Source organism: Paraburkholderia sp. BL17N1, from assembly GCF_003634175.1.
GTDB lineage: Bacteria > Pseudomonadota > Gammaproteobacteria > Burkholderiales > Burkholderiaceae > Paraburkholderia.
Genome location: NZ_RBIW01000002.1, coordinates 287,142 through 306,311 on the forward strand (window position 1 = coordinate 287,142; position 19,170 = coordinate 306,311).

The 19,170-nt window shown below is 63.4% G+C and carries 19 protein-coding genes and 1 pseudogene; 10 read left to right on the forward strand and 10 right to left on the reverse strand.

Annotation, left to right across the window (positions count from 1 at the left end; genetic code table 11):
* Positions 1-27 precede the first annotated feature (27 nt).
* A complete protein-coding gene (locus B0G82_RS21150) occupies positions 28-1,047 on the reverse strand; it encodes an alcohol dehydrogenase (RefSeq protein ID WP_121308923.1) in 1,020 nt (339 codons plus the stop codon).
* Between the two features lie 251 nt (positions 1,048-1,298).
* Complete coding sequence (locus B0G82_RS21155) at positions 1,299-1,661, reverse strand: translation initiation factor Sui1 (RefSeq protein WP_121308924.1); 363 nt, start codon at positions 1,659-1,661, stop codon at positions 1,299-1,301.
* A 390-nt stretch (positions 1,662-2,051) separates the two neighbouring features.
* Between B0G82_RS21155 and B0G82_RS21165 the strand changes: the two genes are divergently transcribed.
* The 3 genes from B0G82_RS21165 to B0G82_RS21175 all read left to right on the forward strand — a co-directional run bounded on the left by B0G82_RS21165 (position 2,052) and on the right by B0G82_RS21175 (position 5,212).
* A complete protein-coding gene (locus tag B0G82_RS21165; protein ID WP_241974774.1) occupies positions 2,052-3,296 on the forward strand; it encodes a cyanate transporter in 1,245 nt (414 codons plus the stop codon).
* 178 nt (positions 3,297-3,474) lie between these two features.
* Positions 3,475-4,050 carry an ANTAR domain-containing protein gene (locus tag B0G82_RS21170; protein ID WP_106277564.1) on the forward strand — a complete coding sequence of 192 codons (576 nt, stop codon included), beginning with the start codon at positions 3,475-3,477 and terminating at the stop codon, positions 4,048-4,050.
* A gap of 10 nt (positions 4,051-4,060) precedes the next feature.
* Positions 4,061-5,212, forward strand: a complete 1,152-nt coding sequence (locus B0G82_RS21175; protein WP_121308926.1) for a CmpA/NrtA family ABC transporter substrate-binding protein — start codon at positions 4,061-4,063, stop codon at positions 5,210-5,212.
* A 67-nt stretch (positions 5,213-5,279) separates the two neighbouring features.
* Here B0G82_RS21175 and B0G82_RS39800 read toward each other — a convergent pair whose 3' ends face one another.
* Positions 5,280-5,429: a hypothetical protein gene (locus B0G82_RS39800; protein WP_158608182.1), complete on the reverse strand. Its 150-nt coding sequence runs from the start codon at positions 5,427-5,429 to the stop codon at positions 5,280-5,282.
* A 153-nt stretch (positions 5,430-5,582) separates the two neighbouring features.
* Positions 5,583-5,736, reverse strand: a pseudogene (locus B0G82_RS40535) (DNA-binding response regulator); the annotation flags it as partial.
* 100 nt (positions 5,737-5,836) lie between these two features.
* On the opposite strand from B0G82_RS40535, the gene B0G82_RS21180 reads away from it, so the two are divergent.
* The 6 genes from B0G82_RS21180 (at position 5,837) to B0G82_RS21205 (ending at position 11,942) form a co-directional block, all read left to right on the forward strand.
* The gene (locus B0G82_RS21180; RefSeq protein WP_121308927.1) at positions 5,837-6,925 is read left to right on the forward strand and encodes an ABC transporter substrate-binding protein; all 1,089 of its coding nucleotides are present in this window, start codon (positions 5,837-5,839) and stop codon (positions 6,923-6,925) included.
* A 99-nt stretch (positions 6,926-7,024) separates the two neighbouring features.
* Positions 7,025-8,794: an iron ABC transporter permease gene (locus B0G82_RS21185; RefSeq protein ID WP_116120650.1), complete on the forward strand. Its 1,770-nt coding sequence runs from the start codon at positions 7,025-7,027 to the stop codon at positions 8,792-8,794.
* Positions 8,787-9,854, forward strand: a complete 1,068-nt coding sequence (locus B0G82_RS21190; protein WP_121308928.1) for an ABC transporter ATP-binding protein — start codon at positions 8,787-8,789, stop codon at positions 9,852-9,854. The genes B0G82_RS21185 and B0G82_RS21190 overlap by 8 nt, the downstream gene beginning before the upstream one ends.
* A 52-nt stretch (positions 9,855-9,906) precedes the next feature.
* Positions 9,907-10,986 carry a porin gene (locus B0G82_RS21195; protein ID WP_121308929.1) on the forward strand — a complete coding sequence of 360 codons (1,080 nt, stop codon included), beginning with the start codon at positions 9,907-9,909 and terminating at the stop codon, positions 10,984-10,986.
* A 280-nt stretch (positions 10,987-11,266) separates the two neighbouring features.
* On the forward strand, positions 11,267-11,629 hold the full coding sequence (locus B0G82_RS21200; protein ID WP_241974775.1) for a BPSL0067 family protein: 363 nt from the start codon (positions 11,267-11,269) through the stop codon (positions 11,627-11,629).
* Positions 11,616-11,942 carry an STY0301 family protein gene (locus B0G82_RS21205; protein WP_121308930.1) on the forward strand — a complete coding sequence of 109 codons (327 nt, stop codon included), beginning with the start codon at positions 11,616-11,618 and terminating at the stop codon, positions 11,940-11,942. Before B0G82_RS21200 ends, B0G82_RS21205 begins: the two co-directional genes overlap by 14 nt.
* Positions 11,943-12,042: 100 nt before the next feature.
* Here B0G82_RS21205 and rhaS read toward each other — a convergent pair whose 3' ends face one another.
* From rhaS to rhaM, 6 genes are all read right to left on the reverse strand, one after another.
* Positions 12,043-13,050, reverse strand: coding sequence for a rhamnose ABC transporter substrate-binding protein (gene rhaS, locus B0G82_RS21210; protein ID WP_121308931.1), 1,008 nt, complete (start codon positions 13,048-13,050; stop codon positions 12,043-12,045).
* An 89-nt stretch (positions 13,051-13,139) separates the two neighbouring features.
* Complete coding sequence (locus B0G82_RS21215) at positions 13,140-14,156, reverse strand: ABC transporter permease (protein WP_116145330.1); 1,017 nt, start codon at positions 14,154-14,156, stop codon at positions 13,140-13,142.
* Positions 14,149-15,207: an ABC transporter permease gene (locus tag B0G82_RS21220; protein WP_106277550.1), complete on the reverse strand. Its 1,059-nt coding sequence runs from the start codon at positions 15,205-15,207 to the stop codon at positions 14,149-14,151. Before B0G82_RS21220 ends, B0G82_RS21215 begins: the two co-directional genes overlap by 8 nt.
* Positions 15,204-16,733 (reverse strand): sugar ABC transporter ATP-binding protein, encoded by a 1,530-nt coding sequence (locus B0G82_RS21225; protein ID WP_121308932.1) that lies wholly within the window; start codon positions 16,731-16,733, stop codon positions 15,204-15,206. The genes B0G82_RS21220 and B0G82_RS21225 overlap by 4 nt, the downstream gene beginning before the upstream one ends.
* 15 nt (positions 16,734-16,748) lie before the next feature.
* A complete protein-coding gene (locus B0G82_RS21230; RefSeq protein WP_116145334.1) occupies positions 16,749-17,642 on the reverse strand; it encodes an amidohydrolase family protein in 894 nt (297 codons plus the stop codon).
* Between the two features lie 58 nt (positions 17,643-17,700).
* On the reverse strand, positions 17,701-18,024 hold the full coding sequence (gene rhaM, locus B0G82_RS21235) for an L-rhamnose mutarotase (protein WP_121308933.1): 324 nt from the start codon (positions 18,022-18,024) through the stop codon (positions 17,701-17,703).
* A gap of 138 nt (positions 18,025-18,162) precedes the next feature.
* Between rhaM and B0G82_RS21240 the strand changes: the two genes are divergently transcribed.
* Positions 18,163-19,164, forward strand: a complete 1,002-nt coding sequence (locus B0G82_RS21240) for a LysR family transcriptional regulator (RefSeq protein WP_121308934.1) — start codon at positions 18,163-18,165, stop codon at positions 19,162-19,164.
* Positions 19,165-19,170 lie beyond the last annotated feature (6 nt).

Consider the following 19,170-nt stretch of genomic DNA (forward strand, 5'->3'; position numbering starts at 1 on the left):
CAGCGGCTCCGCCCGTCAGTCGCGCTTTTATTGACCCGTGTTGAGCACAACCCTGAACCGTGCAGCACCGCTCATCATCCGGTCGTAGGCGTCGGCGGCTTTGGTTAGCGGGAATTCTTCGATCATCGGCTTGATACCCGATAGCGCGCTGAAGGCGAGCGTGTCCTGAGAATCCGCTGAGGTGCCCGACGGCCAGCCTTGCACCGAATTGCGCCCCATGATGAACTGCGCGATCGGCACCTCCACCGGCTCCTCGGAAAGCCCGACCATGATCAGCTTGCCGTTCAATCCCAACCCGCCCACCACGGCGCTCATTGCCTTGCCGCTGGTGACGGTTGCAAGAATGACGCGAGCGCCGCCCAACGCCTGCAGCGCTTGTGCGACGTCCGCCTTCGTGCTGTCGATGTAGTGATGAGCGCCCAGCTCTTTCGCGAGGCTTGCCTTGTCCTGCCCGCGCGCGATCGCTACCGTGACAAATCCCATCTTTCGCGCGAACTGCACGCCGAGGTGACCGAGTCCGCCAATGCCCAACACGGCGACTACATCCCCGGCGCGCGCGCCGCTGTTGCGCAGCGCGTTGAATGTCGTGATGCCGGCACACAGAAGCGGTGCGGCATCCACATCGGAAAGATCATCCGGAATGCGCGCCAGCGCTTCGACCGGGGCCACCATGAACTCGGCGTAGCCGCCGTCGTAGCTGATGCCGGGCACGAGTGCGCGCTGACACAGAACGAAATCGCCTCGACGGCAATGCTCGCACCGTCCGCAATGTCCGCCGTGCCAGCCGACGCCGACGCGCTGTCCCGCCGTCCATCCTTCAACGCCCGCGCCGACGGTATCGATGACGCCCGCAATCTCGTGCCCAGGCACTCGCGGATATTCGAGGCCCGGCCACTGCCCTTCCTTAGTCAATACGTCACTGTGGCAGATACCGCAGGCCTGGATCTTGATGAGTACCTGGCCGGCACCCGGTTCCGGCACGTCCCGTTCGACGAGTTCCAGGGGGCCGCCAGCCTCTGCCACCTGCACTGCCTTCATCGTCCGCATCGCTTTCCTCCTTATGCAAGAGACGAACGCGAGTTGACCGAGCCCGGTTCGCGGATTTGTCTTCGACGTCACCCTCCGGTCAAGCGCTCAGCTTACGCCGAATTTTCAGCGACGCGGCCTGGCCTCGCCGATCCCGCGCGCGGCGTCGAGTCTGTTTCGCACGGGTCTTGCGATTGGGATAGGGGTGGAGGAACAAGACGTGATTGGCGCTGGAGAAAGCCGCTTTGCAGCGGGACGTTCAAGCGTTGAGCTCAACCCCCAGCCCGCTTCGCCTGATGGCCAGCCTTTTTTAGCGCCTCGATCACCCGTTCGCAATGATCGCCCTGCACTTCGATCACGCCATCCTTGATCGTACCGCCAGAGCCGCAGGCCGTGCGTAACTGCTTGCCTAGCAAGGCCAAGGCGAGAGGATCGAGCGCGAGCCCCTTCACGAGCGTCACGCTTTTCCCGCCTCGGCCCTTGGTCTCGCGAGACACTCGCACCACGCCGTCACCTGCCGGTCGTGTCCTGGCGACCGTCTTGCAGACGCATTGCGCAAGCGCCCGGCTGCATTCGGGACACATGCGGCCGTTTTCGGTGGAATAGACAAGGCCGCCTTTCGAACTGGTTTTCATCGTGCATCGTGATTTTGCTGACAACCGACAGCATATCCTGCCCATGGAAAGTCGCCAGCCAAGGCAACACGAATGCTTTAGTCGGCCTCGTGCTTGCGGCCTTCGTGTGCGTAACGTCCATCGAGGCGCCGACGCACTCAGCGTGTCGTACCCCATGCCGCACGTCTGCCGGACGAGGCGTTTGCAGCGCTCGTGGGCGAGGCCACCCAGCTGATCACGCGGTATCTGCAGTGCTATCCGGATGGAAGAAGAGCGGCGAGCGCCCGCAAAAGCGTCTCGCGTTATACCGGACATCACGTAAATGGTTAACCATTTATTGATATTATGGTTGACCAAAAAAGCGCCTTGCACGCTTTTTCACGCCGCCCATCCCTCTCCACCAGGACCATAGTGACTTCGCCCTCCAGCGCCAACCCGACCCACGCTCCCGCTCACCACGCCACTGCGGCACTAAGGCGGCAGGACGTCGTTTGGCTCGCCGCGATCGTCGTGATCGGCATCAATCTGCGTCCGCTACTCACCTCCATCAGCCCTTTGATGACGACGATCCGCGCCGCAACCGGTCTCAGCTTCTACGGCGCGTCGTTGCTGACCAGCCTGCCGGTCGTGGCAATGGGCATCGGCGCGTTCGGTGCGGGCGCGTTGTCCCGCACGATCGGCGAAACGCGCGGTGTCGCGCTCGGCTTGCTGGCCATCGCGCTGGCTTGCGCGGCGCGGTGCACCGCGTCGACCGGCGCGGCGCTGCTCGCCACGGCGTTGCTCGCGGGCGTGGGCGTCGCGGCGATTCAGGCGCTCCTGCCCGCCGTGATGAAGCAGCGCTTTCATGCGCGCGTGCCGCTCGCGATGGGCGTGTTCTCCGCGTCGATCATGGGCGGCGGCGGCCTGGGCGCGAGTTTGAGTCCGTGGGTGAGTCGCGCGGCGCAGTCATGGCATGCGGGGCTCGCGGTGTGGGCGCTTCCGGCTTGCGTCGCGCTGCTGTGCTGGTGGGCATTGAACCGGCAGTCCCCGTCGAACGGCGCCGCCGCCCACGCTGCGTCCACGCATGCCGTCCCCCTTTCGCTATGGCGCACGCGGCGCGCGTGGACGCTCGGCCTCTACTTCGGCATCGTCAACGGCGGCTATACGAGTCTGGTCGCGTGGTTGCCGGCGTTTTACCAGCAACGCGGCGTGAGCGTCGCGGCAAGCGGGTCGCTGCTGGCAGGCATGACGGTGTTCCAGGCCGCCGCGGCGCTGTTGCTGCCGCTCGCCGCGGCGTCGTTCCGCGATCGCCGGCCGTGGCTCACGCTCGGCCTGACCGCGCAACTGGCCGGTTTGCTTGGCTTGATCGTCTGGCCCGACGCCGCACCCTTGCTATGGGTCGGCGTGGCAGGCGCGGGCCTCGGCGGGACTTTTTCGCTGACGCTAGTGACCGTCATGGATCATTCGGCCGACCATCGTGTGGCCGGCAAGCTGATCGCGTTCACGCAGGGCGTCGGCTTCATCGTGGCGGCTATCGCGCCGGTCGTGGCCGGCCTCGTGCGAGGTTGGAGCGGGAGCTTCGGCGGCGCGTGGATCATGCTGGCCGGCTGCGTCGTCGCAATGATCGCCGTCGGTTTTCTGTTCTCGCCCCGCAGTTACAGCGCCTGGCGTAGATGAAATGAGCGACGCCGCCATGCGCCGCTTCGGTGCGTCGGCCGGACGCGCCCCACGCAGGTGCAGCCGCGGCGGTCCAGGCGGTCGCTAAGTCCGTGCCTGCTTTCGTTTCACCTTCGCGCGTATCGATTGGCATAGCCGTTGCTTTATACAACGCTAGCCGTCGATAAAACCCCACTCCATGCTGCGCGTTCTCCTCGTAACCGACACCGATAAGCCCATCGGCGACCTTCGCGACGCCCTTGCCCGCCTCGGCTACGAGATGCTGGCGGGCACCGCGACGCCGCAGGCGCTGCATCGCGTGGTGCAGAGCGAGCGGCCGGACGTCATCATCATCGATACTGAATCGCCGTCGCGCGACACGCTCGAACAGCTTGCCGTGATGAACGCCACCGCGCCGCGTCCGGTGCTGATGTTCAGCCACGACGCCAACCAGCAATTGATTCGCGACGCCGTTGGCGCGGGCGTCACGGCCTATCTCGTCGAAGGTCTTGCGACCGAGCGTCTCGCGCCGATCCTCGAAGTCGCGCTCGCGCGTTTTGCGCAGGAATCGCAGTTGCGCGAACGTCTCGCGCAAGTCGAGAACGAACTCGCCGAGCGCAAGCTGATCGATCGGGCCAAACGCATCCTGATGGATCAGCAGAAAATCACCGAACACGCCGCCTACGCCAGCCTGCGCAAACGCGCGATGAACCAGGGCGTCAAACTCGCCGAGATCGCGCGCGCCATTGTCGCGGCGGCTGACTCGCTCAAATGAAGCGCCGTCCATGAACTCTCCTACTTCACTCGCCACCACGTCCGCATCGGGACAGCTCGAGAAGACTCATTTGCGGCTCGGTTTCGTGGCGCTTTCGGACGCCGCGCCGCTCGTCGCCGCCAAGCTGCTCGAATTCGGCCATGCGCACGGCCTGACGCTGGAGCTGTCGCGCCAGCCTTCATGGGCCGCCGTGCGCGACAAACTGTTGTCGGGCGATCTGGATGCGGCCCATGCGCTCTACGGACTCGTCTACGGCGTGCAGCTCGGCCTCGGCGGACCGCAAACCGAGATGGCGGTGCTGATGGTGCTCAACCGCAACGGCCAGGCCATCACACTGTCGAACCGTCTCGCCGATGCGCTCGCCGAACACGGCACGCTACCCAGGGCGCTCGCCACGCTCGGCCGCAAGCCCGTCTTCGCGCAAACCTTCCCGACCGGCACGCATGCGATGTGGCTGTACTACTGGCTCGCGTCGCAAGGCGTGGATCCGTTGCGCGAGATCGAGAGCGTGGCGATTCCGCCGCCGCAAATGGTCGCCGCGCTCGCCGAAGACAAGCTCGACGGCCTCTGTGTCGGCGAACCCTGGAACGCGCAGGCAGAAGCGCAAGGCGTCGGCAGAACGATGGCTTATACGAGCGACGTGTGGCCGGATCATCCCGACAAAGTGCTGGCGTGCCGCCGCGATTTTGTCAGCGCGAATCCGAATGCCGCGCGCGCTCTCGTGCAGACCATGCTCGAAGCATGCCGCTGGCTCGACGGCGCGGGACACCGCGAGGAAATCGCACGCTGGCTTGCGCGGCCCGAATATGTCGGCATTGATGAAGCGTTGATCGCGGCACGTTTGGGCGACCAGATTGCCGCTTCATCGCCGGGCGGTTTGCCCATACGCTTCTTCGACAATGGCGCGGTCAACTACCCGCATGCATTCGAAGGTGCGTGGTTTCTCACGCAATTCGAACGATGGGGCATGATCGACGCGCGTGCGGATTATGCGGACATCGCCGCGCGGATCAACCAGACGCAGTTGTATCGCGAGGCGGCCGTCGCTGTGAACGTGGCCGTGCCGGAAAAAGGCGCCTCTCAGGTCTTGATCGACGGCGAAACGTGGCGCGAAGATACGTCACCCACTGCTTATGCACAGCGCTTTCCGATTCGCCGCTGAGTGGTTGACCGGTTGAGTGATCGAGTAGTCAAGCGGCTGAATGACGCCGTATGGCGTAATCGCCCAGCTAGCCGCTCCGTTCCGCCAGCAGATCGATCCGGCCTGTCACGTCGCCCCGCACGTCCAGCTCGAAACCGGGATTGATACCAGGCGAGCGCATCACCCGCAAGCGGTGGAGCGTCACGCCGCGTGCGACCTTATGCAGCAGCAGCGCCACACGCTTGAGTCAATAGCCGTTGTCCGCATCGAGCCGCGAATGCAAGAGCAACGGCCGCGATGCGCCCCGCCTGCTGCACAGCGCGATTCAGCTGCCTTCAATGCCCCTTCGCCTACGATCGTTAGGCACCCTATCCTTCTCGACATCGATATCGCCACGGCTGCGACGTAGTAGCACACGTGCGCGCGCATCCATTTCCGTGAGAGAGAATGGTGTGGCGAAAACAGTCGTCGGCGCTCAGATCGAGACCATGCGCGCGCTCTCCCGCCGAGCCGTGCGCGCTCAATATCAGCACGGGTAGTCGACTGTCAGTGTCGCTGGTCAGCGCGTCGGTGACCAGGCGGGACAGGATCGGACTGTATTCATTCGCCTACACAAAACCAACATCGAGATATCTGGAGGACGACGTGCAAATCAACTTCAAGGCCCTGGCTGTCGCTGTCGCATTCGCAACGAATTCAGCGTGGGCGGCCATTCCACCCGGTTATCCCACTGACTACCAGGCCACGGTCGACGGCGCGAAAAAGGAAGGAAAGCTGATCGTCTATTCGGTCACGGACACCGCGCTGGTACGTCCGCTCATCAAGGATTTTGAAAGCCTCTACGGCGTCAAAGTCGAATACAACGACATGAACACCACCGAGCTGTACAACCGCTACATCAGCGAAAACGCGGCCAGCAGCGTGAGTGCCGATGTGCTGTGGAGTTCGGCCATGGACCTGCAGATCAAGCTCGTCAACGACGGCCTGATGACCACTTACGAATCCCCCGAAGCGAAGCAGTTGCCGCAGTGGGCGCAGTACCAGAAGCAGGCGTACGGCACCACGTACGAGCCGCTCGCGATCGTCTACAACAAACGCCTCATGCCGGCCGGCGAGGTGCCGCAAACGCGCGCCGATCTGATCAAACTGCTGCAAGACAAACCTGACAGGTTCAAAGGCCGCGTCACCACTTACGACATCGAAAAGTCCGGCGTCGGCTTCAACTATCTGACCCAGGACGTACGCGTCAACCCGCAGGTCACGTGGGATCTGGTCAAGGCCATGGGCGCCACCGGCCCGAAGCTGCAATCGAGCACGGGCGCGATGATGGAGCGCATCTCCTCCGGCGAGAACCTGATCGGCTACAACATTCTCGGGTCGTACGCGGTCATCAAGGCGAAGAAAGATCCCTCTATCGGTTATGTCTACCCGAAGGATTACACGCTGGTGGCGAGCCGGCTCGTGACGATTTCGAAGAAAGCGCAAAGCCCGAACGCCGCGAAGCTGTGGGTCGACTATCTGCTCTCGCGACGCGGCCAGACGCTGTTGGCGAATCAGGCGGGTCTGTTCTCGATTCGCGCCGACGTGGAAGGCGAAACGTCGATGGCGGCCCTCACCAAGCAACTCGGCGACTCGCTTAAACCAGTCCCTATCGGCGCGGAACTGCTGGTCTATCTCGATCAGTCGAAGCGCCTCGAATTCCTCAAGCAGTGGCAACAGTCCATCAGGCGCTAGCCGTTCGCGTTTGACGCCCGAGCGGCCGCGCTGACACGCGCGGCGGCCCTTCTTTCCAGACCTGTCGATATGCGGCCAGTGTGCCGCAGGGGGATCCTCATGCCTTCCACCAGCGCAACCGGACACCGCGCCGCGCTACCGCACGCGGCAAACGGCCGCTCCAACGGTGCGATACCGCCCGGCGCACTTCAGCCGTTCATGGGGCTGCTGCGTTGGCTCGTCATCGCGGTTCTAACCGTGGCGGTGGCGCTGCCGCTCGGCTTCATCCTGTTGCAGAGCGTGCTGAACGCACCATTCTTCGACGCCAAGCGCGCCTTCGGCCTCAGCGGTTTCGAATTCATTTTCAGCGACCCGGACTTCTGGTCGGCACTGAAAAACTCATTTGTCATCGCAGCCGGAATGCTGTTCATCTCGATTCCGCTCGGCGGCATTCTCGCGTTCCTGATGGTGCGCACCGACCTGCCCGGCCGTCGCTGGCTCGAACCGCTGCTGCTCACGCCGGTGTTCGTCTCGCCGATGGTGCTCGCGTTCGGCTATGTGGTCGCGGCCGGCCCGGTCGGCTTTTATTCGGTCTGGTGGATGGAGCTGTTCGGCACCGCCGAAGCGCCGTGGACGGTCTACTCGGTGTTCGCCATCACGGTGATCGTCGGCCTCACGCATGTGCCGCACGTGTACCTGTATTCGTCGGCGGCGCTGCGTAATCTCGGCTCGGACGTCGAGGAAGCGGCGCGTGTCGCCGGCGCGCGGCCGTTTCGCGTCGCGCTCGACGTCAGCCTGCCGATGACGCTGCCCGCGCTGCTGTTCGCCGGCGTGCTGGTGTTCTTCCTCGGCTTCGAAGTGTTCGGCCTGCCACTCGTGCTCGGCGATCCCGAAGGGCACCTCGTGCTGGCCACGTATCTCTACAAGCTCACCAACAAACTCGGCATTCCCTCGTATCACCTGATGGCCGCGGTCGCGATGTGCATCGTCGCGATCACGTTCCCGCTCGTGCTGCTGCAACGCCGGCTGCTCAAGAGCGCGAATCGATTCGTCACGGTCAAGGGCAAAGCGGGACGTCAGACTGTACTGCCGCTCGGCGCATGGCGCTGGATCGCACTCGCGATCGTCGCGCTGTGGCTGCTGCTGACGGTGTTCGTGCCGATCTCCGGCATCACGTTGCGCGCGTTCGTCACCAACTGGGGACAAGGCGTGCATCTCGGCGACGTTCTCACGCTCGCCAACTTCGCCGAACTGTTCGAGCAGGACACCCTGGTGCGCGCGATTCTGAACACGCTCGGCATCGGCGTGATAGGCGGTGCGCTGGCGGTGGGCTTCTATTCGCTGGTGGCATTTGCCGGCCATCGCCGCAACGACTGGGCCACGCGTCTGCTCGATTACCTCGTGCTGTTGCCGCGCGCGGTGCCGGGGCTGCTCGCCGGTCTCGCCTTCCTGTGGATCTTTCTCTTCGTGCCCGGCCTGAAGGAACTGAAGAACTCCATGTGGAGCATCTGGATCGCTTACACGGTCGTGTGGCTCGCGTACGGCATGCGTCTGATTCAGAGCGCGCTGTTGCAGGTCGGCCCCGAGCTCGAAGAAGCGGGACGCAGCGCCGGCGGCACGCGTGCACGCGTGAGTCTCGATGTGACGCTGCCGCTCGTGCGCTTCGGTTTGCTCGCGGCGTGGCTGCTGATCTTCATGATCTTCGAGCGCGAGTATTCGACCGCGGTCTATCTGCTTTCTCCCGGCACCGAAGTGATCGGCGCGCTGCTGGTGTCGCTGTGGGCGACCGGTGCGGTCGATCAGGTCGCGGCGCTTTCTGTCATCAACATCGCGATGGTCGGCGCCGGACTCGGCGTCGCGCTGCGCTTCGGAGTGAAATTGCATGGATAAGCTCAAGGTCGACAATCTCTTTCTCAGCTACGGCGACAACCCGATTCTCAACGGCGTGTCGTTCGAGCTGAATCCCGGCGAGGTGGTCTGCCTGCTGGGTGCGTCGGGCAGCGGCAAGACCACGCTGCTGCGCGCGGTGGCCGGACTCGAACAACCGTCGGCGGGTCGCATCGAACTGGACGGCAAGGCGTTTTTCGACGACGCCACGCGTGTCGATCTGCCGGTCGAGCAGCGCTCGCTCGGACTCGTGTTCCAGTCGTACGCGCTGTGGCCGCATCGCACGGTGGCCGAGAACGTCGGCTATGGATTGAAGCTGCGGCGCGTCGTCGGCGCCGAACAGAAAAGGCGCGTGCAAGCGGCGCTCGACCAGCTCGGCCTTGGCCACCTCGCCGCGCGTTATCCCTATCAGCTCTCAGGCGGTCAGCAACAGCGCGTGGCGGTAGCGCGGGCGCTCGTCTACAACCCGCCGGTGATTCTGCTCGACGAGCCGCTCTCCAATCTCGACGCCAAGCTGCGCGAAGAAGCGCGCGCGTGGTTGCGTGAACTGATCGTGTCATTGGGCCTTTCTGCGTTGTGCGTGACGCACGACCAGACCGAAGCGATGGCCATGTCCGATCGCATCCTTCTGCTGCGCAACGGCCGCATCGAACAGGAAGGCACGCCCGCCGAACTGTACGGCGCTCCCCGCTCGCTCTACACCGCCGAATTCATGGGCAGCAACAACCGCATCGAGGCATGCGTGGCCGCGGTTGACGGCGACCGCGTGACGCTTGCCGGCGACGGCTGGGAACTGCAGGCGCAAGCGCGCGAAGCGCTGACCGCCGGACAGCATGCGCATGCCGTGATTCGCCTCGAACGCGTGCAGGTCGCCGACGGTCCCGGTGCGAACCGGCTCGAAGCCGAACTCGTCACGTCGATGTATCTCGGCGACCGCTGGGAATACCTGTTCCATTGCGGCGGCTTGCGGCTGCGCGCCTTCGGCCACGTGCCGCGCGCGGCCGGCCGGCACTGGATCGAATTCCCCGCCAACGACTGCTGGGCGTTCGCACAGGCGAGTTGAGCGCGCGCCGCAACCGGACCGAAGCAAAAAAGCCAACCGAAGGAGATGGGTGATGAACTTGAACATGAAGAAAGCGACTTTCAGCGTGACCTGCGCCGGATTCGCCGGTTTTGCCGCCGGGGGCGCACAGGCGCAGTCGAGCGTGACTATTTACGGTATCGTCGACGCGGGCATCGAATACGTGAACCATGCCAGCCCCGGCGGCAACGCCGTGCGTCTCGTGCCGGGCGCGAGGAACACTTCGCGCTGGGGTTTGCGCGGCGTCGAGGAACTCGGCGGCGGACTGAAGGCGCTGTTTCAGCTGGAGAGCGGCATCAACACCATGAACGGTCAGTTCGATGATGGCCCCGGTGCGATCTTTGCCCGCCGCGCATTCATCGGTCTGAAAAACCGTTTCGGGCAAGTCACGCTCGGCCGCAATTTCACCACCACGTTCGACTACGTCCTGCCGTTCGACCCGATGGGCTACGCGCCAAACTATTCGTGGGTTATCTCGTCGACCGCGACGGGCGGCAGGCGAGACCTCATATTCGTGCGTTCGTCCAACGCGGTGCGTTACGACGGCACCTTTTCCGGCTTCAAGTTCGGTGCAATGTATGGGTTCGGCAATGTGCCCGGCAGCATGAAGACGAGTGCCAAATATGATTTCGGTCTCGGCTACGAAAACGGGCCGTTCGCCGCGGTCGTCACTTTCGACAGGCAGAACGGCGCAAGCGGCAGCGTCACGCCAGCGGACACCACTGACTACATTCAAGGCATGCACGCAGGTGTCAGCTATGACTTCGGCCAGGTCAAGGCGATGGCCGGCTATCGAAGCTACCGGCGTGCGTTCCACACCGCCGCGCCGGCGCTACGGAGCGACATGTACTGGATCGGCGGCCAGTACGAGGCAACGCCGATGCTCACGCTGACCGCCGCGATCTATCACCAGAACATCAAGGACGCGAGCGATGCCGATCCGACGCTGTTCTCGCTGCGCGCACAGTACGCCCTGTCGAAACGCACGTCGCTGTATCTGGCGGGCGGCTATGCGATGGCGAAGCACGGCAACCTAGTGAGTGTGTCGCGCGATCTGACCGGCACGGCGGATACGCAGGCAGGTGTTACCGCGGGTATTCAGCAGCGCTTCTGAAGCTTTCGCTTGCCAAAATTTGAACTCCGCTAATGTCGCGCGCGCTCCGTGTATGGTCGGCAAGCTGTCGGTTCCGTTAATGACGCAACGCGCCTGACGCTAGCTTTCCGACTTCTGCCACCTGCAAAGCGGAATTTTCCCCAATCAGTTACGGCTAACGCAATGCTACGTTTGATCCGTTCACCGCACCCGCCGTGAACGTGGGTCCACACAGGGAGGTGTGCACTCATGTCCAAACCACATGATTGATAAAGGTTAAGGGATGTCTTACCTAGCAAACATGACCGAAGCAAATTCTCTAAAAGGACACCTTGTCGGCAACGGGCAATGCGTGGCATTCGTGCACGCTGTCGTTTCCGTTCCACCTTCCTCGTCGTGGCACCAGGGAGAGAAAGCAAGAACCGCGAATCTGATTAGTCCAGGAACGGTTATCGCGACATTCGACCCTAACGGCAGGTACGGAAACCACACTGACGGGCGCAGCCATGCAGCCATTTATCTCGGCCGCAACGCAGCCGGCATCCAGGTTCTGGATCAATGGAATGGGCATACCGCGCAGCCCGTCCACGAGCGAACTATCCGCTTCAGGAACGGACACGGAGTTAAAGCAAACGACGGGGATCAATTCTATGTGGTCGAGTAAAGCGCTTTGTGTGCTCCTCTATGCATGGGCAAGCGGCGCCGCTTCGGCAGCGCCGGTCGCTTGTCCGGTTAGCGTGCTCGATTCCGGCGTGCGGCATGCCCTGAACAACGCGGCTTTGTACGATGGTCCGCCGGACCAGATGGCGAGTCTTGCACCCGTACGCGCAAACCGTGTGGATCGCTGGGACATCGACCAGATCGACCCCTATCTCGTCTGCAAATACAAAGGCACCGCAAAAACCATTACCCTTCACGCGAAAAACGTGAGTGTGTGTGCAGCAGGCATGACGCCATTCAGGGCGCGTTGCAAATAAAAAGCACGAGGCGCGAGCCATGCATCGGCCGCGCGCCTCGTGCATCATGCCTTGGCGATCACGTCAGCCGTGCGACCTCCGCGCGGCAAAGCATCGCCGCTCAGAAATTGAATTTATCGATATTGCTCGAATCGAACGTGGTCGGCGGTCCGAGAATGATTTCGCCTTGCGGCCCGATGGTGCGTTTGCCGAGCTTGCCGGCCTCGAACGACTCGCCTTCCTTGCCGCTGATCGTGCCCGACGCCAGCGCTGCCGCGGCATACGCAGCCAGGTAGCCGAGTTGACCCGGATCCCACAACTGGAACGCCTTCACGGTGCCGTTTTTCACGAACGCGCGCATCTGGTTCGGCGTGCCGAGACCGGTCACCGCCACCTTGCCTTTACTCGACGAAGTCGAGATATAACGCGCGGCAGCCGCAATCCCCACCGTGGTCGGCGCGACGATCGCCTTCAGATTCGGATACGCCTGCAACAGGCCCTGCGTCTCCGTGAACGACTTCTGATCGTCGTCGTTACCGTAGGCGATCTTTACCAGTTTGATCTTCGAATACTCGGGCTTTTTCAGCTCCTCCTGCATCCACTTGATCCAGGTGTTCTGATTGGTTGCGTTGGGCGTGGCCGACAACACCGCAAACTCGCCTTCGCCGCCCATCAGTTTCGCGACCAGTTGAACCTGGCCACGGCCGATGCCTTCCGCGTTCGCCTGGTTGACGAACAGTTGACGGCCCTCGGGCGCCGTGTCCGAATCGAAGGTAACCACCTTGATGCCTTGCGACATCGCTTTCTTCAGATACGGCACGACTGCGTTGGCGTCGTTGGCGGCAATCACGATCGCGTCCTGCCGCTGCGTAATCAGCGTGTTGATGTATTGAACCTGCGACGAAGCGCCCGCGTCCGACGGCCCCACCGCCTTGCCCACGCCCTTGAACTCCTTGATCGCGGCCATGCCGCCATCGTCGGCGATCACCTCGTAGGGGTTGTTGATCTGCTTGGGCACGAATGCGATTTTCAGCCCGCTTTTCAGGTCCGCGGCGGACGCGGCGCAACTGATCGCGAGCAACGCGACGCACAGCGCCGCGCTACCGGTGTGACGTAGAGGTTTGAACATGAAGTGTCTCCTGCCTTGTTGGACGTGGTGTTGTCCGGGTTATCGGTTGTTGGACTTTCTCTTTTCAGACACAGGCATTCCTAAGGGCGTTACAGGGAAGAAGCGGACCTGGCGATAAAACGCCGGTCGCGTGCCGCGCGCCAGCGGGCCACCAGATTCGGTATCAGTACCGATGCCAGCAGCAGCACGCCGGTGACGATGGTGAGCGTTTCGCTGGATACGTCGTCGAGCGTGAGCGCATTTTTCAGCACGCCGATAATCAACAGCGACAACAGCACGCCGATCATCGAACCGCGTCCGCCGAAAATACTCACGCCGCCGAACAGCACCGCCGCGATCACCGACAACTCGAACCCTTCGCCGTTGTCGCCGCGCGCGCTGGTAAAGCGCAGCGTATAGACGATGCCCGCCAGCGCGCTCATCGCGCCGGACAGCACGAACAGCCGCAAACGGATCCTGGCTACTTCGATGCCGGAGAACGCCGCCGCGGTTGGATTCGCACCGATCGCGTAAAGACTGCGGCCGAAAGCCGTGGACTGCAGCAGCACGGTGAACACAATCGCGCCGACGATCACGATGACAAACGGCAACGGAATAAAACTCCCGCCCAGCGTGTCCATGCCGAACGCGGTATAGGCGGGCGGAAAATCCGCCACCGCCTGGTCGCCGAGCAACACGTAGGCAAGGCCGCGAAACAGCGCCAGCGTGCCGATCGTGACCGCGAGCGAAGGCAGATTGAGCTTGACGATCACGAGGCCGTTGAGCAAGCCGGCCAACGCGCCGGCAACCAGCACCAGCACGATCACGAGCGGCATCGGCAAGCCCATATGCCACAGCACGCCCATCAACGCGCTGGATGCGCCCAGCACCGACGCCACCGACAGATCGATTTCGGCGGCGACGATGATCAGCGTCATCGGCAGCGCCATCAGCGCGATCTCGGTCAGATCAGCCAGCACGTTGCTCAGATTCGCGCCGGTCAGGAACACCGGCGACAGCATGCGCCCCAGCACGAGCGAGAGAATCAGCACGAGCACCAGCAGCACGTCCCATTGCAGCGGCGTTTCGCGTTTGCGCGTGAGCAGCGCGGAATCGGGTTTAGCCATGATCGCGTTTCCTCATCATGCGTTTGGCGACGGAGCGGGCCAGCAAGGTATCGGCGGTAATCGCGGCGACGATCAGCGCGCCTTCGATGGCCTGCTCCCAGAACGGCGACACGTGCAGCACCACCAGTGCGATGCTGATCACTCCGAGCACGAGCGCGCCGAGCGTGGCGCCGAGTATCGTGCCGACGCCGCCGGTGATCGCCACGCTGCCCACCACGGCGGCGGCCACCACCTGCAACTCGATGCCCTTCGCGGTGCTCGCATCCACGGTGCCGAAGCGGGCCAACCACAACGCGCCGGCGAAGCCGGCAATCGCACCGGACAGCAGGAAGCCCGCCATCACGCGCCGTTCGACGTTCACGCCGGCGAGACGCGCCGCCTCCGGATTCGAGCCGATCGCGTAGTGTTCGCGGCCGCCGCGAAACTGCTTCAGATAGATGGCGAGACCGATCAGCACGACGACCGCGATCAGCGCAAGCGTCGGGATGCCGAGCAAGGTACCGGTGGCAAGACGGGAAAACGCATCGGGCAAACTGGTTGCGTTGATCTGTCCGCCGTGCACCCACGCGTAGTCCGCGCCGCGAAAAATGTACAGCGTGGACAGCGTTGCGACGAGCGATGGCACGCGCCCCACCGCGACGAGCAGCGCGTTGATGGTGCCCGCCACGAGACCGATTGCGAGCCCCGCCGCCAACGCGACAATCACCGGCATATGCGGAAACGCGACATACAGACTGCCGACCGCATACGCGCTGACGCCCACTGTCGAGCCGACCGACAGATCGATGTGGCGCATCAGAATCACGACAGTCATGCCGGCCGTCAGCAAGCTGATAATCGACACATTCAGCAGCACGTCGCGCAGATTCTGCAGATTCAGGAACTGCGGCTTCGCGAGCCCCGTGCCGACGATCAGCAGAACCAGCACGACGAAGAGCGTCGTCTCGCGGCTCTTCGCGATGCTCGCCGCAAAGCCGCCCGGCGAACTCGCGGCGCGCTTCGGCACCGGCGCCTGGACCGGCGCGGGATGAGTGGAAGAATGGCGCATCATGCGGCGTGCCCCAGCGGTGGAATGGGTTGACCGAGTGCCGCGCCCATGATCCGTTCCTCGTCGGCGTCGGCGCGCGCTATATCCGCGCTGATACGCCCCTCGTGCATCACCAGCACGCGGTCGGCCATGCCGAGCACTTCCGGCAATTCGCTCGAGATCATCAGCACCGCCATGCCGTCGCGCACCAGTTCAGCGAGCGCGCTGTACACCTCGGCCTTGGCGCCGACGTCGATGCCGCGCGTGGGTTCGTCGATGATCAGCACTTTGGGTCCGGTGGCCAGCCATTTGCCGAGCACGACCTTCTGCTGATTGCCGCCCGACAGCGTGCCGACCGGCGCATTGGGATCGCCCGCCTTCAGACGCAGGCGCGTGCCCCATTGATTGGCGAGCTGCGTCTCGCTGCGCGTGGAGATGAGCCCGTGTTTGACGAGCCGGCCGAGCACTGTCATCGACGCATTGCGCGCGATGCTCAATTCCAGCGCGAGCCCTTGCTGCCGGCGATCCTCCGGCACGAGTGCGAGCCCGGCGCGCACGGCGGCCGCGGGCCGTCCGGCGGCGAGACGCTCGCCGGCGATCCGGATTTCGCCCGAGTCGAGCGGATCGATGCCGAAGATCGCCCGCGCGACTTCGCTGCGCCCCGCGCCGACCAGTCCGGCGAGCGCGACGATTTCGCCTGCGCGGACGTCGAAGGAAATGTCTTTGAATACGCCGATGCGCGTGAGGCCGCGCACTGACAGCCTTACCTCGCCGGGTGGCCGGTCGGCCTTGGGATAGAACGTCTCCAGATCGCGCCCAACCATTTTGGCCACGATCGCTTCCGTGTCGAGATCGGCGGTCAAACCGTCGAAGACTTTTGCGCCGTCGCGCATGATCGTGACGCGTTGTGTCAGCGCGAATACTTCGTCGAGACGGTGAGTAATGAAAAGGATCGCCACGTCGCGCTCGCGCAGCTTGCGCACGATGGTGAAGAGCCGCTCTACTTCCGGCAGCGACAGCGCGGCGGTCGGTTCGTCCATGATCAGCACGTTGGCGTTCAGCGACAACGCCTTGGCAATTTCGATCACCTGCTGATCGGCAATCGACAAACCGCGCACCAGTTGATCGGCGCGCAGATCGACACCGAGCGAAGCCAGCAAGCCGTCCACTTCGCGGCGCATCGCGTCGTAACGAATCCGGCCAATGCGATCGACTGGCTGCCGTCCCATGAAAATGTTCTCCGCGATCGACAGGTCGAAGAACAGCGTCGGTTCCTGATAGATGACCGCGAGCCCGGCGTCGCGTGCCTCGGCGGGCGTCGCGAAGCGGCGTGCTTCGCCGTCCACCAGCAGTTCGCCGGTGTCCGGCTGATGCACGCCCGCCAGAATCTTCACGACCGTCGACTTGCCCGCGCCGTTCTCGCCGAGCAAGGCATGCACCTCGCCCGGCCAGAGCGCGAGATCGCCGTCGGATAGCGCGCGAACCCGCCCGAATGATTTACTCGCATGCCGCAATTCGAGCCTCGGCACAGCGGATGTGGGTTGCTGCACTGCGTGTCTCCTTCTTTAAATGCGGTAGCAACGCTCCGCGTTGCGGCAAAACAATGCTTCTTTTTCGGCTACGCTCGCGCCCTCCACGATCGATGCATACGCATGCCACAGATCCGCGTAAGAGCCGAACAGCCGGTCGACTGGAAAGTTCGAGGCGAACATCGCGCGCCCGACACCGAACGTGTCGATCGTTTCGAGCACATACGGCCGCAGGCTTTCAACCGTCCACTGGTGATCGAACATGGCGAGTCCGCTGATCTTCACGGCGACATTCGGGCAGTCCGCGAGCAAGCGCATGCCTTCGCGCCAGGCGCGATAACCGGCCACGCTGCTGCGGTCGACGAACATGCCCGCGTGATTGATGACGAACTGCGTGTCGCCATGCGCGCGCGCCAGCGCTGCCGCCTCTTCCATCTGCGACGGATACAGTTGCAGATCGAACGACAGGCCGTAGCGGCGCAGCAGCGCGAAGTGCTCGCGCCATTGCGGCTCGCGCATGAAATGACGGCCGACGTAATCGAACAGCTTGTTATCGTGCACGTTCAGAATCTGGCGGATGCCACGCGTGTTGGCGAACGACGCATGCGCTTCGAGCACGGCCGGCGCATTCGGCGCGGACAGATCCACCGCGGCGACGATCGCGTTCGGCATGCCGCGCGATGCCTTGCGATCGGCAATGGACTGCAACCAGCGGGTCTCTTCGACCGGATCGGCGGGATCGTGATTCGCTTCGACGTGCACGAGCTTCAGCACGTCGATGTCGCCCGCATCGCCCAACAGATCGTCGAGCAGGTAGTCGTGCTTCAGTTCGCGCGCGTCGCCCACGAACGACACGCCCGGGTTTTCCAGCCACGGATAGCGATGCGTTTTCAGATCCCACAAGTGAATATGCGAATCGACCACCTGCATGCGGCCTCCTCCGTCCGGTCAAAATCGTTTTCGAGGTTTGAGATCCGATCGGCTCGGATCAGCTCAGCGAGTTCAAATGGAAGACCGGTTCGAGCGACTGCTGCAGCGGTGTGTGATCCGGGGCCGTGTGCATGATGTCGGCCATGTAATCCCACCATTTGCGCATCACGTCGAGCTGCGGCAGTTCGTCCATGGTGTGATGACTGTTTCGCGTCAGGATGGCGAACAGGTGATTCGACTCCGGGTCGAAGAAAATCCGATAGTCGCGCACGCCGGCGTCGTGCAATGCGTCAACCAGTTCAGGCCAGATTTGCGCATGACGTCGTTCGTATTCCTCGCGCATGCCGGGGTTGAGCACCATCCGGAAAGCGATTGTCTCCATTGCGGCCTGTCTCCCGTCGTATCCGGGCGCTTTTCCAGCTAAACGTGGAAGCGTCTGATACGACTATAATTCCTGCGTCGATAGCATCTCAATCCGAAGTTGGGATTGGGCGATCCACAAACCGAATCGCACCGCCCCATGAGCCAACCCTCAGCAACCGTCGCACTCGTCAATCGGCTCAAGTTCAAGCACCTCGCGCTGCTCGTCGCGCTCGACGACGCGCGCAATCTCCATCAGGCCGCCGAGGCCGTCAACGTGGCCCAGCCGAGCGCGAGCCGCATGCTCGGCGATATCGAAGAAGCGTTCGGCTTTCTGCTGTTCGAGCGCAACGCGCGCGGCATGACGCCCACGCCGCTCGGCGTCGTCACGCTCGCTTACGCGCGGCGCGCGCTGGCCGAGCTGACCCGTTTCGCCGAAGACCTCGACGTGAAGCGCCGCGGCGGTCATGGGCAACTGACGGTCGGCGCGATCATGGGCGCCGCGCCCGATCTGCTGGCCATGGCGGTCGCCGCGCTGAAAACGGAAAGTCCGCTGCTGAACGTGCGCATTCTCGGCGAAACCAGCGACCAGGTCGTGCAATTGCTGCATCGCCGCGAAGTCGATCTGGCGCTTGGGCGGCTGACAAGTCCCCTGCAACACAACGATTTCAGTTTCGAACCGCTCGCGCGCGAGACCTTGTTGCTGGTCGTGCGCGCGGTGCATCCGCTCGCGCAGCGCGCGCGCCTCGGCTTGCGTGAACTGATCGACTGGCCGTGGGTGGCGCAGCCCGTCACCAGTCCCGCGCGCGTGCTGTTCGAAGAGGAACTTGCGCGTGCGGGACTCGCCACGCCGGTGAACCTGACCGAATGCGCGTCGATCTTCGCCACGCTGCAATTGCTCGAGAATTACGATGCGGTGGCGATGCTGCCCGAGTCGGTGGTGCGCGATCATTTGCGCGGCAAATTGCTCGTCGCATTGCCGCTCGAAATCGGCAAGTCGCTCTCCGGTTTCGGCATTCTCACGCGCAAGGAAGAACCACTCGCCGAACCGGCGTTGCGTTTCATCGACCTGTTGCGCGGTTTCTCGCGCAAGCTCAAGCCCGATGACACCACGGCGGCCGCTGCCGACTCCGTGATCGTCTCTTCGGCTCCCGTGAACTGAGATCGG